Source organism: Parabacteroides sp. AM08-6 (genome assembly GCF_003473295.1).
Classification (GTDB): Bacteria; Bacteroidota; Bacteroidia; order Bacteroidales; family Tannerellaceae; genus Parabacteroides.
Genome location: NZ_QRMP01000008.1, coordinates 49,286 through 66,867, shown reverse-complemented (window position 1 = coordinate 66,867; position 17,582 = coordinate 49,286). Strand labels below are relative to the sequence as shown.

Annotated in this window: 11 protein-coding genes; 5 read left to right on the top strand and 6 right to left on the bottom strand. The window is 43.7% G+C overall.

Annotation, left to right across the window (positions count from 1 at the left end):
• Window positions 1-2: 2 nt before the first annotated feature.
• On the bottom strand, window positions 3-1,922 hold the full coding sequence (locus DW103_RS07745) for an ATP-dependent DNA helicase RecQ (RefSeq protein ID WP_122275095.1): 1,920 nt from the start codon (window positions 1,920-1,922) through the stop codon (window positions 3-5).
• Window positions 1,923-1,931: 9 nt separating this feature from the next.
• A complete protein-coding gene (recJ, locus tag DW103_RS07740) occupies window positions 1,932-3,656 on the bottom strand; it encodes a single-stranded-DNA-specific exonuclease RecJ (protein WP_122275094.1) in 1,725 nt (574 codons plus the stop codon).
• Between the two features lie 264 nt (window positions 3,657-3,920).
• On the opposite strand from recJ, the gene DW103_RS07735 reads away from it, so the two are divergent.
• Genes DW103_RS07735 through fmt form a run of 4 tightly spaced genes read left to right on the top strand, consistent with a single transcriptional unit; the run spans window position 3,921 to window position 8,650 of the window.
• Window positions 3,921-4,481 (top strand): L-threonylcarbamoyladenylate synthase, encoded by a 561-nt coding sequence (locus DW103_RS07735; RefSeq protein WP_122275093.1) that lies wholly within the window; start codon window positions 3,921-3,923, stop codon window positions 4,479-4,481.
• 3 nt (window positions 4,482-4,484) lie between these two features.
• Window positions 4,485-5,885, top strand: coding sequence for a sugar transferase (locus DW103_RS07730; protein ID WP_122275092.1), 1,401 nt, complete (start codon window positions 4,485-4,487; stop codon window positions 5,883-5,885).
• Window position 5,886: 1 nt separating this feature from the next.
• The gene (locus DW103_RS07725; protein WP_122275091.1) at window positions 5,887-7,671 is read left to right on the top strand and encodes a chloride channel protein; all 1,785 of its coding nucleotides are present in this window, start codon (window positions 5,887-5,889) and stop codon (window positions 7,669-7,671) included.
• Window positions 7,672-7,675: 4 nt separating this feature from the next.
• Window positions 7,676-8,650: a methionyl-tRNA formyltransferase gene (gene fmt / locus DW103_RS07720; RefSeq protein WP_122275090.1), complete on the top strand. Its 975-nt coding sequence runs from the start codon at window positions 7,676-7,678 to the stop codon at window positions 8,648-8,650.
• A gap of 189 nt (window positions 8,651-8,839) precedes the next feature.
• On the opposite strand, the gene DW103_RS07715 is transcribed toward fmt, so the two are convergent.
• From DW103_RS07715 to DW103_RS07700, 4 genes are all read right to left on the bottom strand, one after another.
• Entirely contained in the window at window positions 8,840-11,971 is a 3,132-nt protein-coding gene (locus tag DW103_RS07715; protein ID WP_122275089.1) for an efflux RND transporter permease subunit, read from the bottom strand.
• A 6-nt stretch (window positions 11,972-11,977) separates the two neighbouring features.
• Complete coding sequence (locus tag DW103_RS07710) at window positions 11,978-13,090, bottom strand: efflux RND transporter periplasmic adaptor subunit (RefSeq protein WP_122275088.1); 1,113 nt, start codon at window positions 13,088-13,090, stop codon at window positions 11,978-11,980.
• A gap of 41 nt (window positions 13,091-13,131) precedes the next feature.
• A complete protein-coding gene (locus DW103_RS07705) occupies window positions 13,132-14,538 on the bottom strand; it encodes an efflux transporter outer membrane subunit (protein ID WP_122275087.1) in 1,407 nt (468 codons plus the stop codon).
• A 264-nt stretch (window positions 14,539-14,802) separates the two neighbouring features.
• Window positions 14,803-16,146, bottom strand: coding sequence for an MATE family efflux transporter (locus DW103_RS07700; RefSeq protein ID WP_122275086.1), 1,344 nt, complete (start codon window positions 16,144-16,146; stop codon window positions 14,803-14,805).
• A 146-nt stretch (window positions 16,147-16,292) separates the two neighbouring features.
• Between DW103_RS07700 and DW103_RS07695 the strand changes: the two genes are divergently transcribed.
• A complete protein-coding gene (locus tag DW103_RS07695; RefSeq protein ID WP_122275085.1) occupies window positions 16,293-17,543 on the top strand; it encodes a DUF418 domain-containing protein in 1,251 nt (416 codons plus the stop codon).
• The last annotated feature ends 39 nt before the right edge of the window (window positions 17,544-17,582 follow it).

The window sequence follows — 17,582 nt, the reverse complement described above, 5'->3', positions numbered from 1 at the left end:
TGCTATTCTTTTTGTATTTTCACTACTTGTAATATTCCATCCGTCAATTTGAATTTTTCGTCATGGTCCGATAAGAAACGGATGGCAGTCAGGCTCTTGTCTGAAGGAAAAGGAAGTGTTTCTAGCAATTCTTTGACCGGAAGTGGTTTCTTTTCGGATAACGTTTTCAATAAGGCTTCCCGGATGGCGTTGAAATCATGATTATTAAGTCCCGAATTGTTTTGTGCCAGACAGACATCGCAACAACCGCAATCTTCCGTCTTTTTTTCTCCGAAGTAGGAGATGAGCATCCGGCTACGGCAAATTCTGTCGTTGCTGATGTATTCCAATACGCGTGAGATACGCTTCTCGGATCGTTCCTTGCGCTCTTCGTAAGCGGAACGGGGAATAGCGAGATATTTCAACTCTTCGCGTGTACGGGTATAAATGATGAGTGGAGTTTTTTTGTGTGGAATATAATTCACAATCCGGTACTTGGATAATCCGATGAGGATGTCGTACACTTCTTGCCGGCTGATTCCTGCGCGAGTAGCGATAAGTCCTTCGTTGATATATACATAGTCGGCGAATAGGCCGGTATAGGAGCGGAGGATAATCTGTATCACTTCATCCGTCTTTTTATCTTGGTTCAGGTAGCGGTATAGTTCGTCACGCGTGGCGGTAAACAGAAGCCGCGATGCGTTATCCTGCTCTTCCGTATATTCGATATACCCCGATAATTCCAGTATTTTGAGCGCATGATGGGCTTGTAATAGTGAGAATTTGTAGGCTGAACAGAAATCAATCAGCGAAAAGTCGTGTACCGTGTCTAATCCGAAACCTACGGCAATCTGATAATAATTTCCCAATGCGTCATATACACGGCTGATATATTCCTTTTCGGGAAACTCATCCGAGAGCCGTTTCTTGAGTTTCGCACTGTCGCTTTCCGAACATAATGCCACGGCGTATGCTTTCAGTTCGTCACGTCCCGCGCGTCCTGCTTCCTGATAATATTCTTCCAGCGAACCGGGCATGTCCATGTGGACTACCAGCCTTACATCCGGTTTGTCGATACCCATCCCGAATGCATTGGTCGATACGATAACCCGGCATTCATTATTTTTCCATCTGTTCTGTTTGATTATCTTTTCATCCCGGTTCAGACCAGCATGGAAGAAATCGGCCGAAATTCCTGCTTGTTGCAACAGGACTGCTATTTCTTTTGTCTTTTTCCGGTTGCGGACGTATACGATAGCTGTTCCCGGGACTTTCCCCAATATATAAATCAACGTATCGATTTTATCCTCCGTCCAACGTACGATATAAGCCAGGTTTTTACGAACGAAGCTTTTTTGGAAGATATTCTTTTCTGTAAAAAGGAGCCGTTCCTGTATGTCGTTTACCACTTCGGGCGTTGCTGTAGCCGTAAGCGCCAGTACGGGAATACCCGGAAGAAGTTCACGGATATCGGCAATATTCAGATAGGATGGACGGAAATCGTATCCCCACTGCGAAATGCAATGGCTTTCGTCAATCACCAGCAGGCAGACTTGCATGGCTTGCAACTTGGTCTGGAAAATCTCCGTACCCAGCCGCTCCGGTGATACATACAGGAATTTGTAATTACCGAAAATACAGTTTTCCAGTTGCGTAATGATTTCTTGCCGGGACATGCCGGAATAGACCGCTGTCGCTTTAATACCAATCCTACGGAGATTGTCCACCTGGTCGCGCATTAAGGCGATAAGCGGAGTGACAACAATGCAAATACCTTCCTGTGCCAAAGTCGGAACCTGGAAGGTAATTGATTTTCCTCCACCTGTAGGCATCAGCCCGAGTGTGTCTTTTCCTGCACATACCGAATGGATAATATCTTCCTGTAAGGGACGGAAAGAGGTATATCCCCAGTATTTCTCTAAAATTTCGTGATAGATATCCACTTCACCTCTTCACATATCTTCTTCTTTAATATCCTTCACCATCAATTGAAGCGAAGTATTCCCGTTGTAGGTATTCTCCTCGATGGTGTAACAAATATTAAACGGTTTCATATTTTTGATATGGGTATTATGCTGGTGCATTCCGAAAGCGATACCGTGGATGGGTGTATTGGATTTATCGTCAATCAATTCCAACTTGATATGTTCTAAATCCTTGCCTACCAGCTTGCTTGTTCCATAATCTTTTACGCCGAATGAACAGAACACCGGCTTTTGATTGTCGGGGCCGAAAGGATTCATCTTTTTCAGGTCGTTCATGAACTTGGTATTGATTTCTTTCAGGTCGAGCACGGCATCGATATCAATCTGTGGTGTCATCTGTTCCGGAATAATTTCCTCAGCGGCCAACTTTAGAAAACGGTCGGTAAAAGCGTCCAGGTTTTCTTCCTTCAGCGAAAGTCCTGCCGCATAAGTATGTCCGCCGAAGTTTTCCAACAAATCACGGCAACCTTCGATGGCTTTATAGATGTCGAAACCTGTCACGGAACGGGCGGAACCGGTAATCAGCTCGGATGATTTAGTCAATACGACAGCGGGGCGATAGTATTTCTCCGTCAGACGGGAAGCTACGATGCCGATAACACCTTTGTGCCACCCCGGATTGTAGACGATAATCGCTTTCCGATCTTCCATATTCTGGAATTCTTCAATGATGGCATTTGCTTCATCGGTTATCTTTTTGTCCAGTTCACGACGTTCGTCGTTGTACTGGTTGATGTTTTCGCTTTTTTCACGGGCCACTTCCACATCTTTTGCCAACAGGAGTTCTACCGCTTCTTTACCGTTCATCATACGGCCGGAGGCATTGATACGCGGACCAATCTTAAACACGATGTCGCTGATAGTTATATCTTTGCCGCTCAATCCGCAAATATCGATAATTCCTTTTAGTCCGAGGCTCGGATTGCTGTTCAGTTGTTTCAACCCGTAATAGGCTAAGATACGGTTTTCACCCGTAATCGGTACGATGTCCGAAGCGATACTGACAGCTGTCAGTTCCAACAGTTTTTCGAGGTCGGAGAATGGGAAATTATTACTTTTGGCAAATGCCTGCATAAATTTAAAGCCTACGCCACAGCCCGACAAATGCTCATACGGATAAACAGAATCCACCCGTTTGGCATCCAGCACGGCTACGGCGTCCGGTAGTGTATCGTCCGGCATATGATGGTCACAGATAATAAAATCAATGCCAGACTGTTTGGCATATTCTATTTTCTCAATAGCCTTAATACCGCAATCCAGCGAGATAATCAACGTAATACCGTTTTCTTTCGCATAATCGATACCTTTGTATGAAATGCCGTATCCTTCATCGTACCGGTCTGGAATATAGTAATCCAGAGCTGATGAATAAGGTCGCAAATACTTGTAAACCAATGAGACAGCGGTTGTGCCATCTACATCGTAATCTCCATAAATCAAAATCTTTTCTTTATTCCCCAGCGCTTTATTCAGCCGTTTAACGGCCTTTTCCATGTCCGGCATCAGGAACGGATCATGCAGGTCGTTCAGGTTGGGTTTAAAGAATTTCTTTACCTCTTCTACAGAAGTCAGCCCTCTTTGAACAAGCAAAAGAGCGATAACGGGACTGAGTCCCAGTTCTGCTGCCAGCTTGTCTCTTTTATGTAACTCTTCTTCTGTTGGGGTTTGAAAGTTCCATTTGTTAATCATTATATATTATTTTTTTCTTTTTTCTCTCAGGATATACTGCGCCAGAATGTGCTTTTTCATGGCAATATATTTCAATCCGTAAAGTTAGAAATTATAAATGGATAATACAGATTCTATCGCGATGTATTTTTTATTGTGTAATCGGGAATGAGTTTCTACGCCCTGAAAATCTATAGGCAGAACCTCTAAGAATAAAAAAGATACGGAGGAAAGTTTTTGAAGTCCGCGAATGATTTGTACATTTGTCACATTATTTAGAAAACAATGACAGAAGATATTCAAAAAGCCTGTGAGGTAATGCAGGCAGGGGGGATAATTCTCTATCCTACAGATACTATCTGGGGGATTGGTTGTGATGCGACCAATGAAAAAGCCGTACAGAGAGTATATGAATTGAAGCAGAGAACTGACAATAAGGCTATGCTGGTGCTGATTGACAGTTCCGCTAAGTTGGAGGCTTACGTCCCGGATGTTCCGGCTATTGCCTGGGATTTGATAGAGGTGGCGGATAAACCGTTGACTATTATTTATCCGGGTTCTAAAAATCTGGCCCCCAATCTTATTGGAGCCGATGGCAGTGTAGGTATCAGGGTAACGAGCGAGGAATTTTCCCGTAGACTTTGCGAGCGTTTCCGTAAACCGTTGGTTTCAACCTCGGCCAATGTGAGCGGAGAGCCTTCGCCCGCTAATTTTTCGGAAGTTTCCGATACGATTAAAAACGGAGTGGATTATATTGTAAAATATCGCCAGGACGATGAGGCGAAAGCAAGTCCTTCCAACATCATTAAATTAGGTGCCGGTGGTCTTGTCCAGGTTATCAGGTAAAGAATGAAGAAAAGCAGACAGGCTGTAAAGTACATATTATCCGATTTTCTCTCGGCATCTGTTGCGTGGCTGTTATTTAATCTGCTTCGTTTTGTGGTGTTTACTTCGTCCGGAGAAGTGCTTTTGTTGGGGGATTATCTGATGTATCCGTGGATAATCGTGGGACAGTTCATTATTCCTGTCTTTTGGCTGATATTGAATTACTTTTCCGGCTATTACAACAATCCGTATGGGAAATCGCGTTTGGTGGAATTGTTTTCCACTTTTGTTACGGCTTTATTCGGTACGATTATTATATTTTTCGTATTGGTATTGAATGATATTCCCCGTACGACAAGTGTTTACTATAAGTTGTTCGGGGGACTTTTCGGATTGCAGTTTGTACTGACTTATATTCCCCGCTTGTTGATTACACAAAACGGACTGAAGAAAATCAAAAGTCGGGAATGGGCGCAGAACGTATTGATTCTCGGAGCCGGGGAGAGGGCTGTTAAGATGGCGGCAGATCTTCACCGGGTAGGGTATAATATTTATGGTTTTGTCCGTGAAGATGACCGTACGCCCGTTTTGGCTAAACAGGAGGAGGTGCTCGGTAATATAGGGGATATTCCGGTGTTGATGGAACGGCAGGAGGTCGACGAGATTGTTTTGGCTGCTGAAACCAACAATAACAATGTTTTGCTCGGTATTCTTTATTCGCTTTATCGGTATAAGTGTCCGGTGAAGGTGATGGCAGACAGGCTGAATATGTTGTCGAAAATACGAATAAGAACCATCCGGGGTATTCCGTTGGTTGATGTGACTGACAATAATTTTTCTCCGGTGGAAAAGAATATCAAGTTTTTCCTCGATAAACTCTGTTCTGCTTTTGCGTTGGTATTGTTATCGCCTTTGTTTTTATATATTGCATGGCGGGTAAAACGGGATTCTCCCGGACCTATTTTTTTCAGCCAGGAGCGGATTGGTTATTTAGGCCAACCATTCCGGATGTATAAATTCAGGACGATGTATACGGATGCGGAAGCCGACGGTCCGGTGCTTGCGTCGGAGGATGACGCGCGCATTACACCTTTCGGACGTATGATGCGAAAGTACAGACTAGACGAATTGCCGCAATTCTGGAATGTGCTGAAAGGGGATATGTCGATGGTTGGTCCCCGGCCTGAGCGGAAGTATTTTATAGACGAGATTGTAAAGACAGCTCCTTACTATTATTTATTACATAATGTCCGTCCCGGTATCACTTCATTAGGAATGGTGAAGTTTGGGTATGCCGATTCGGTGGATAAGATGATAAAGCGCTTGGAATACGACATATTGTATTATGAAAATATGTCGCTGACGCTTGATTTGACAATTCTGATTTATACAGTTAAAACAGTTATAACAGGGAAAGGTATTTAAGATGGCAAAAGATAATTTGTTCTATAAGTTTCTGCTTTGGAAGGATAAACATATAAAGGAGAAGCATTTTATTTTGATTATTAGTTTTCTGGTTGGTATTTGTACGGCTGCAACCGCTATCATTCTGAAATGGTTGATACATTTGATACAACATTTATTGACAGGTAACTTCAGTCTGGATGGAGCCAACTATCTTTATCTTCTTTATCCGGTTATCGGTATCCTGCTTGCCGGATTGTTCGTGAAATACATTGTACGGGATGATATTAGCCATGGGGTGACCAAAATCCTGTATGCCATTTCACAACGTAAAAGTCGTATTAAACCTCATAATACTTGGACATCCATTGTGGCGAGTTCCGTTACTATCGGTTTCGGTGGTTCTGTCGGAGCAGAGGCTCCTATCGTGTTGACAGGAGCGGCTATCGGTTCCAATCTGGGACGCATGTTCCGTATGGAGCAAAAGACTTTGATGCTATTGGTCGGTTGCGGAGCAGCTGGTGCTATTGCCGGTATCTTTAAGGCGCCGATTGCAGGACTGGTATTCGTTATCGAAGTATTATTGCTCGATTTGACAATGACTTCCGTGTTGCCTTTGTTGATTTCTTCGGTAACGGCTGCTACTGTTTCATATATTTTTACAGGGACAGAGGCAATGTTTAAGTTTTCCCAAACTGAGGTATTCGAAATACAGCGTATTCCGTATGTCTTACTATTGGGTGTTTTTTGCGGTCTGGTATCACTTTATTTCACGAGAGTGATGAATAGGGTGGAAGGAATGTATCGAAAACTGGGGGCTTATTGGAAGAAATTTGTGATAGGTGGCTTGATGTTGAGTATTCTTATTTTCCTTTTTCCTCCGCTCTATGGAGAAGGATATGATACGATAGGTTCTTTGCTGAACGGACAGTTTGCCCATATCATGGACAAGAGTATGTTTTACAGTTTGAACGATACTTATTGGGGGTTGCAGGTATTTCTTTTCCTAATACTGCTGACAAAAGTTTTCGCTTCCAGTGCTACGAATGCCGGGGGAGGCTGCGGTGGTATTTTTGCTCCTAGTTTGTACTTAGGGTGTATTGCCGGTTTTGTGTTTGCCCATGCTTCAAACTATTTCCCTTTTACGATGTATTTGTCCGAAAAGAACTTTGCATTGTTGGGAATGGCCGGTATAATGTCGGGTGTCATGCACGCCCCGTTAACAGGCGTCTTCCTGATAGCGGAGCTGACGGGGGGATACGACCTGTTTTTGCCTCTGATGATTGTATCAATCGGTTCTTATATTACCATCCTGATGTTCGAACCGCATAGTATTTATTCCATGCGTTTGGCACAGAAGGGCGAGTTGTTGACACATCATAAAGACCGTGCCGTACTGACGCTGTTGAATACGGATAGCATTATTGAACGTGACTTTCTTACCGTTTCACCGGAAATGTCGTTGGGCGATATGGTTAAAGTGATTGCGAAAAGCGGGCGTAACGCTTTTCCGGTCATTGATGAAAAAGGTTATTTGTTAGGCATCGTCTTATTGGATAATATCCGAAACATCATGTTCCGTCCGGAGTTGTATAATCGGTTCCATGTGTCCAAATTTATGGTGTCGGCTCCGGATAAAATACAAATCGGTACGCCTATGGAACAAATTATGCGTATCTTTGATGATACGAAAGCATGGAACCTGCCGGTAGTTGACGAAGAGGGACGTTATGTCGGCTTTATGTCCAAATCGAAAATATTCAATTCTTACCGCGAAGTGTTGGTAGAAAATTTTTCAGGAGATTAGAAAGATGAAGAAAGAAGATTTACGTATCGTTTATATGGGGACACCCGACTTTGCTGTCGAGAGTTTGCGAGCCCTTGTGGAAGGTGGCTATCATGTCGTGGGTGTCATTACAATGCCAGATAAGCCTGTCGGCCGTCATGGCAGTGTCCTACAAGCGAGTCCGGTGAAACAATATGCCGTATCGCAGGGGCTTCCTGTTCTTCAACCGGAAAAGTTGAAAGATGAAACATTTCTCGCTGAGTTGCGTGCCCTGAATGCTGATTTGCAGATAGTGGTCGCTTTTCGAATGTTGCCTGAAGTGGTGTGGAATATGCCTCGTATGGGAACTTTTAACCTTCATGCCTCTTTATTACCTCAATATCGCGGGGCTGCTCCGATAAATTGGGCGGTCATTAATGGTGATAAGGAAACGGGGGCTACGACCTTTTTCCTTACGCATGAGATAGATACCGGTAAAATTATCCGTCAGAAACATCTTCCGATAGCCGATACGGATGATGTGGGTACGGTACACGATGCTTTGATGGTAATGGGAGCGGGGTTGGTACTTGAGACGGTGGATTTGTTGCTGGCCGGTCAAACAGATGCTGTTTCCCAGGAAGAATTTTATAAAGAGGTGTCTGAACTTCGCCCTGCTCCGAAAATATTTAAGGATACTTGCCGTATCGACTGGCATCGGCCGGTGAAAAAGATTTACGACTTTATCCGTGGGCTTTCTCCGTATCCGGTAGCTTGGACGGAACTTATATCTCCGGAAGACACTCGTATGGCCTTCAAAATATATCAGTCCGAAAAACGCCCGGAAACTCATGATTATCCGATAGGAACTATTCTTACTGATAAGAAAACTTATGTGGATGTGGCTGTGGAAGATGGTTTTCTCCGCTTGTTGTCCGTTCAGCTGGCAGGAAAGAAACGATTGCCGATAACAGACTTTTTGAATGGGTTTAAGCAAATAGGAGAATATAAGGTAGAGTAATTTAAAAGCCCCGTAGAAGTATAGATGGTATTGTTTAAAATGATTGTGTAAAATAAGGAATGACCGAACCTTTGTCAAATAGGTAATTTCAATATCGGGGATAGACTGGATTGATATTTATGGAATAGAATAAAAAAGCTATCATCTTTTTTGCAGATGATAGCTTTTTACAAATATACGGATTATATGTTATGATTTTGTTTTGTTCTTTGTTGTGGAGCGTTGCAACACCTTCTCCTGGAATGTTTGCATCCATTCATAGAAGCTGGGGATGAACATAGTTGCGAAAATAGTGTTGACTGCCATTCCGAATACGACTGCAGCCCCCAATGAAATACGGCTTCCGGCCCCGGCTCCCGTAGCAAACAATAAAGGCATTACACCTAGAACGAATGCAAAGGAGGTCATCAGAATAGGACGTAGACGGACACGCCCGGCTTCAAGAGCGGATTCACGAATGCTGTTTCCGGCCGCATGATAATCACGGGCAAATTCGACAATCAGAATTCCATTTTTGGCAGAAAGGGCTATCAATAGGATTATGCCAATCTGTGTGTAGACGCTGACCGGAACGTCCATTACGAAGCAACCGAGAATAGCCCCTAACAATGCAATCGGTAACCCGAGGATAGCGGCAATCGGACTAGTCCAACTTTCATATTGGGCGGAAAGTACCAAGAATGCTACCAGTAGAGCCATTGCGAAAACTAGCATGGTGGTGGAACCTGCACGTGTTTCCTGATAGGCAACGGAAGTCCATTCGTAACTGAAATTGTCACCCAACTGTTCTTTTACCAATTCTTCCATTGCTTGTATGGCTTCTCCCGAACTGTATTTAGGGTTCGCTATACAGGTGATGGAGGCGGACGAGTACATATTATATAGGTTGATTTGGTCCAGACCGAGTTCAGGTTGCACTTCCGTAAAAGCCGAAAATGGAACCATTTTCCCGGAACTGTTTTCGATACTTAGATGAAGTACATCATCGATAACCTTTTGGGCTTTATCGCTTGCTTCGATTTTTACCTGATAGATACGGCCGAATTCGACAAAGTCGTTGACATAAGCAGCTCCCATGTAATAACTCAGGGTGGAAAAAACCTGATTAAGCTGTAAACCCAGCAATTGCACTTTGTCGCGGTCGATATTTAATTTATACTGTGGTACATTAGCCTGATACATACTGGAGAGACTGAGCAATTGAGGTTTGCTGCGGTATGTTTCCAATAATGCATCGATGGCATGTTGCATTTCGGTAGGACCTAAATTTTTCCGGTCCTCCAGTTGAAGTTGCAAGCCGCCGGAGGCTCCCAATCCGGGAATAGCCGGTGGAACCATCGCAAAAATCTGTGCTTCCTGTATACTGCTTGCTTCCCGGTTAAAGCGGTTTACCACATCAGCTGCCGTATGGCCTTTCCCTTTTCGTTCACTCCAGTTTTTCAGGATGACAAAGTAGGTTCCGGCATTGGAGAGTTCACCCCCTCCCATGATGGAGAAGCCGTTTACTCCGATATAGGTCTTAACTTCCGGATATTCGTCCAGTATCCGGTCGATTTTCCGACCGACAGCTTCGGTTCGTGGCAAGCTGGAGGCCGGAGGTAGTTGGGATGAGATGAGAAAATAACCGTCATCTTCCTGAGGAATAAAGGTTGTGGGCCAATGCACGAACATTAAGATAGCTGTTACCGTTACGATGGTGAATGACAACAGGGTTGTGAGAGGATGCTTCAACATTTTGTCTACAATATCATTGTATATGTGTTGGGTTTTACCGAACACTTTATTGAAGATTTTGAATACAAAGAATTTAGGCTCTTTATTTACTTGCAGGAAAAGGGCACAAAGAGCAGGTGTAAGTGTCAGTGAGTTGAAACCGCTCAACATGGTAGCTGCTGCAATGGTAAGGGCAAATTGTTTATATAATTGTCCGGATATACCACTGATGAAAGTAGTCGGAATGAATACAGCCAGCAAGACAAGGACGACCCCGATTATCGGACCTACGATTTCTCCCATTGCTTCAGTGACGGCTTCACGAGCCGTATATTTTCCGGTATCCATCAGACGCGAAGAATTCTCGACTACTACGATTGCATCGTCTACCACAATAGCTATAGCCAGTATCAACCCGAACAAGGTCAATGTGTTGATGGAGAAACCGAGGGCAGACATGACAGCCAGTGTTCCGATAAGGGATACCGGAATGGTGAGGCATGGAATAATGACTGCCCGGAAGTTTTGCAGGAAAAGGAAGATAACAAGGATGACAAGCGCCGTTGTTTCGAGGAACGTGATAAGTACTTCATCGATAGAGGCATTTATAACTTGTGTCGTATCTAATGTGACATCATAAGTGACTCCTTCCGGTAGGTTTGCTCCGAGCTCTTTCATTTTTGCTCGAACGCCTTTTGCCACTTCAAGGGAGTTGGAACCGGGAAGTTGGTAAATAGCAATAGCAGCCGATGGTTTACCTTTCAACTTGGAAGTAACATTATAAGAGGAACTGCCTAATTCGATATGGGCAACGTCTTTCAGTCGGAGTATTTTACCTCCCGGTTCGGTACGGAGAATAATGTTGCCGAATTCTTCAGGTGTTGTCAGTCGTCCTTTGACGGTTAAGGTGTATTGATAAGGATTATCTGCCTGGGCAATCGGTTGTCCTACATAACCGGCGGAGACCTGTGTGTTTTGGGTACTGATGGCTTGGAAAATCATATCAGGGGTCAGGTTGCGGATACGCATGGCAGACGGGTCTAGCCAGATACGCATACTATAATTGCCGGCTCCCATCACACTGACGGAACCTACTCCCGGAAGGCGCGTCAGTTGGTCGGTCATATTCAAACTGGCGTAATTACTCAGGTAAAGCCCGTTGTAAATAGAATCTTTTGAGCTGAGTGTCAGCATCATGACGATATTGGATGATTGTTTCCGGGTGGTGATGCCTTGTACGATAACAGCTTCCGGCAAACTACTTTGAGCGATACTGACACGATTTTGTACCATAACGGTAGCCATATCGATATCTGTCCCTACGGCAAAAGTGATAGTCAGGGAGTAAGCGCCTGAACTGGAAGAATTTGAACTCATATAAAGCATGCCGTCCACACCGTTAACTTGCTGTTCGATAGGTAATCCTACGGCCTGTGCGACCGTTTCCGCATCGGCTCCGGGATAGAATGCTGATACCTGTACGGTCGGGGGCGTGATTTCCGGATATTGGGCAATGGGGAGTATGTGGAGCGTGACCAATCCTGCTACCACCATGATGAGAGCCAGTACAGTAGCGAATATCGGTCTGTTTATGAAGAATTTTACCATAGCTGTTTATTTTATAGGCTTAATACTCATACCATCTCTTACTTTCAGCAGAGCGGTTGTTACATAGCGTTCGCCGGGTTGAATGCCGCTGGTTACTTGACGTAAAGTGTCATCTACCAATTGACCGGGTTCGATAGGACGATAGCGGACGATATTGGAGTCGTTCACGACATACAGGTATTTACCCAATTGGTCGGTTCCGATGGAAGCATCACGTACGAGAATGGCATTTTTTTGTTCGCTGTAAGGCAATGTAATCGTTACATAAAGCCCGCTTTTTAGTGTCCCTTCCTTATTATCAAGATTCGCACGGACATTTAGTGTCCCGGTTGAAAGGTCGACATTCGGGGAGAGGTAATCGAGGTGGCCGGTATATGTTTGTTGTCCGTCCTGTCCGAGATGTACGACGACTTCTTGGGGTATTTTGACAGTGGAATCGTTTTGGGCGGCAATCATCATCATTTTCATAAACTGATTATCCTCAATATTGAAATTGACGTACATCAGGTCGTCTTTGTATAAAGTAGCCAATGTGACGGGTTGTACGGAACCGTTGATATAGTTGCCAACATCGTAACTGGCGCGTGTGATACGTCCGTCGAAAGGTGCACGGATGTAGCAATATCCCAGGTTGGTACGGGCAGTGTTCAATTCGGCTGTCGCATTGCGTACAGATGCTTCCATCTCTGCGGCTGTAGATTGGGCTTGAAGCACCTGTATTTGGCTTACGGCCCCACTTTTGGCAGCTTCTTTCATACGTTCGTAATTGCTGCGGGCATAATCCAATTGAGCTTGGGATGTTTTGAGTGCAGCGTCGGCTTGTGTGACATTGTCTTCGTATGTATCCGGTTCGATGACGAAAATAAGGTCTCCTTGTTTTACTTTGGCTCCCGGATTGAGATGGGAGATACGGAGGTAACCATTTACGCGTGCTACCAAGTTGACTGTTTTTTCGGAACTTAGATAACCCGGATAGTTTTTAGTCAGTGTGATGTCCTTTATTTCCGGCGTAGCCACACTGATGGAAGGAATTGGAGTTTCCGCCGGACGGCTTTTTTCTTTGCATGCTGCCAGTGAGAGGGCAGATGCGGTGATGAGGGTAATAATTATTTTATTCATGATGATATCCTTTAGGTGAATAATGAATTTTACGTTCCGGATTAATTATCTGCAGCCTCCCATCCTCCTCCTAATGCCTGATAAAGCTGGATGAGATTGAGCAGGGAAGTGCCTTTGGCTTGCGTGAGTTGATTCTCGTAAGAGAGTAGGGAGCGTTGAGCATCAAGTACGTTTTGGAAAGGTGTCAGGCCTTGTTTATAAAGGTCCAATGAAAGTTCCAACGTTTGTTTTCCCTGATTGACGACTTCACGGAGGGCTACGATTTGCTTGATAGAATTTTTATAGGAATTCATTGCGTTGTCTACTTCCTGAACGGCTGTCAACACATCTTGATTGAATTGCCGGATAGACTCATCTAACTGTGCTTTGGCCAACCGGGTAGCTTGTATTAGCTTCGTTCCTTGAAAAAAACTCCAGGAAAGCGTGGGAGCTATTTCGTAAGTCATACTTGTATGATTGGCAAGTTTGTCTATATCGTGTGAAGCGAAACCGATGGAACCGTTTACGAATACTTTTGGCCACCAGTCGGATTTGGAGGCGCCAAGTGAAGCGGCTTGTGCATTTACCTGTCGTTCTGCGGCCCGGATATCCGGACGACGGAGTAATAAATTAGCCGGAAGACCGATACCGACGGTTTCAATGTATTCGGGCAACGGTTTCCGCATCTCCATTATTTTGCGCACATCCCAAGGATACAAGCCCATGAGTACACCGAGCGCATTGGTGTATTGAATAATTCCGGCTTCCAACATGGGGAGTGAGGCTTTTGTATCATAATAAACAGAAAGAGCTTGCGCTACATCCAGTTTGGAGACCAAGCCGGTTTCATATCTTTTTTCCGTGATATGGACAACGGCCAGTTGTGAGTCGCAGTTCTTTTTGACTACTTCTACTTCCTGTTGTAGTTCCCGAAGGTTGATATAAGCAGAAGCGACTTGAGCACAAAGAGAAACCATTACTGCATTGTATTCTTCTTTTGAAGCGGCAAAATTTTCTTTTTGTGCTTTTACGCGATTTCGAATGCTTCCGAATACGTCTATTTCCCAATTCATCGAGAGGGTGGCATCGCTATATTGTGTGATGGTTTGGGGTAGGCTGCTTGTATTGCCGCTACTCTGTTGCCTTTGCCATCCGGCGGAAAGTCCGAGAGTAGGGGAATAACTACCCTGCTGACTGCGTAGATTGGCTTTGGCCATCGTAATGCGGTCTGCTGCCATCAACACAGAGTAGTTCTGTTTGATAGCTACTTCGATAAGTGAATCAAGTACCGGATCATTAAAGTTCTTCCACCAGTGGTCGTCTACCGGCAGTGTCTGTTGAAAATAACTGTCATTTTCCTGCCACGCCTCCGGCAATGCGCGGTCCAGGTACTTTTGCCCGGTCTGTGCCGATAGTACTACCGGCATAAGCAGACAGAGCATAGCATAACACCATGTACGTATATGCATAACTGTTCTGTTTAGATTTAGTCATAAAAGAACAGTCGGAAAGAAAAATTGTTGCAGAATTCCCGGTATATGGGTATCGTTTGTTTTTGTTCACAATAGGGAGGTTCCCTGATTATCAAAATGTCACTCCTATAGCGACTAAAATGGATTAGTATGGCGGGTAAAATGAATTACCCGCACATGTAACTCTTTTTAACGTATCAATCCGGTTGTAAAGCACTCAAATTGTAAACATTTTGTCATTCGTCGGAGATATGGCAAAAACTAAATAATTTGCCTCTTCAACCTCTTGTATACATAGATGAATGCCGGTATCAGGAATAAATCTGCTGCAACCCATGCCGTTGGATCCCCGAAACACACAGCCAGAAATCCGAATGCCGGAACCGCGTAAATACTGACCAACACGCGGGCAATCATTTCGGATACGCCGGAAAGCATAGCCAGATTGGTGTAGCCTGCTCCTTGGATTGTGTATCGCAAAATACAAAGGAGACCCAAAATAGGGAAGAATGCGCAGGATACATGTAGGAATTGAACTGTTTTATCCAATATTTCCGTTTCCGACGCATCTACAAACATCAGAGCCATCCAATCCGACCCCCATACCAGAATCAAACATGTGAAGACTGCATAAACCGACATCATCAATGCACTGGCCTTTATTCCTAACCAAATACGTTCCGGTTTGCGCGCTCCATAATTTTGCCCCGTATATGTAGCCATTGCAATTCCTAAACTTTCGAACGGACAAATAAAGAACATCTTGATACGCATTGCAGATGTGAAAGCCGCTATGCAGGCTGTCCCGAGTGCATTGTTTGCACTTTGCAGCATAATACTTCCGATAGCCGTGATGGAAAACTGGAGTCCCATCGGAACCCCGATATACATCAGGTTTTTTGCCAGTTTCATCCGGAATTTCTTATCGTCCGGCATGTTTTTCAGGATAGGGAAATGACGATACATATAAAGGTAACATAAAACTGCTGAAACACCCTGCGAAACAACTGTTGCAATTGCTGCTCCCAATACGCCCCAGTTGAGTACCAAAATACAGAACAGGTCGAGTATAATATTCAGGATTGTGGAAAACAGTAGGAACCAAAAGGGCGTTTTGCTATCACCTAACGCACGGATAATACTGGACAACAAGTTATAGAAAAAGGTACAAGGGACGCCGATAAATGTGACCAATAAATAATAATAAGCCCCTTCAAAAATATTTTCCGGTGTTCTCATTATTTGTAAAATATCCGCACAGTAGATGCTGGTAATAATTGCTATAGCGACCGACATGACTGCAGCCAATTGCAGGCTGACTACGACGTAACGCCGCATCGTCTTATAGTCCCGTGCCCCGAATTTTTGTGCTACCGGAATTCCGAAACCGCAACAGCACCCGTTACAAAACCCTAAAATCAAAAAAATAACCGAGCTACTTGCCCCGACGGAGGCCAGTGAATGAATCCCTAAAAATTTACCAACGATAGCTGCATCGACCAGCGAGTAGGTTTGTTGGAGTAAATTCCCCAATAGCAACGGTATCGTAAAATTGAAAATTAGCGGTAACGCCGGTCCCGCTGTCATCTCTTTGGAGGTTGCCATACTAATATCCCTAAACAATTTGCTGCAAAGGTAGAGATAAAAACTGAAAATTGTACAGAAATTTACCTGTCTTCTAACGTGTATTTTTGAATTCTCAAAGATTAGATGTATTTTTGTAAAAAGTGGTATGTTACTACCTGTAAATTATGGAACAAGGAAAATTATTATCAGATCCTCAACATCGGATTACATTGATAGATGCATTAAGAGGTTTTGCATTGTTAGGGATTGTGCTTATACATATGATGCATCATTATAGTGTTTTCTCGATTTCCGGTATGGGGATGAGGTTATTTCAGTTTCCGGCATTGGATTCCGCCATTCGCTGGTTTGCCTATAATGTAATCATGGGGAGGTTTATTAATATATTCGCCTTTTTGTTCGGTATGAGCTTTTTTATTCAAATGGACAGGGCGGCAAAGAAAGGAATTGATTTCCGGATGCGCTTTTTATGGAGGATGGCGATTCTTTTTGCAATAGGCTTCATCGGGAATTGTTTTTATACGGACGATATACTGTCTATATATGCTTTGTTCGGGGTTGTGATGGTTTTCTTATATCGGTTTAAGAACTGGGTGTTGATAGCTATTATTGCTCTTTTATTATTGGGTGCTCCACGCTGGGTCATGCTTGGATATGAGCGTTTTACACATACAGAGCTAGTCAAGGAGGCACAAGCTCGTCAAACTGCGGAAATGAATTCATTTTTTAAAAATATGCGAACCCAAAAACCTTCTTTTTGCCAATCGGTTAAAGGCAATTTGACCAGTGGGTTACGGACGAAACTGAACGTGCAGTTTGGCGTATTTGGGCGTGGATATTTGACGTTGGCACTTTTTGTTATGGGATTGATAGTAGGTCGTTTACGCTTTTTTGAAGAAGTTCGTACACGGAAAAAAAGAAATTTGTTCCTTTTTGTAGGCTTTATCCTTGCAACATTTGCTGTAAAATGGTTGATTGCTTTTTTGTTGTCGTTATCGGTAATTTCCATAGGCTTGAGGGGAATGTCGCTTTCTCCTGCCATGTTGGCCGTAATGTCTTTGAGTGATATTTATATGGTTTTGTTTTCCGGAGCACTGGTGATGGGATTTATTGTTCTTTATCAGTTTAGGGGAATGGGCAAATATCTGGATGTAATGTCTCCTTTGGGACGTATGGGGCTGACCAATTACGAAATACAAAGTGTGATAGGGCCAATCTTTTTTTCAATGTGGGGCTTCGGTTCTATTTTCGGTAATTGGGGGGCGACAGAAACATTTTTATTGGGGTTGATAGTTTATACCATACAGATTTTTTTCAGTAAATATTGGTTGAAAAATTATTTATATGGGCCTCTCGAATGGCTTTGGCGTTCAGCTACATATCTGAAGAGGCAGCCGTTTAAGAGGAATATTTGATTTTTACGTATAGCTTTTTAGTATTAAGTAATAAAGGAA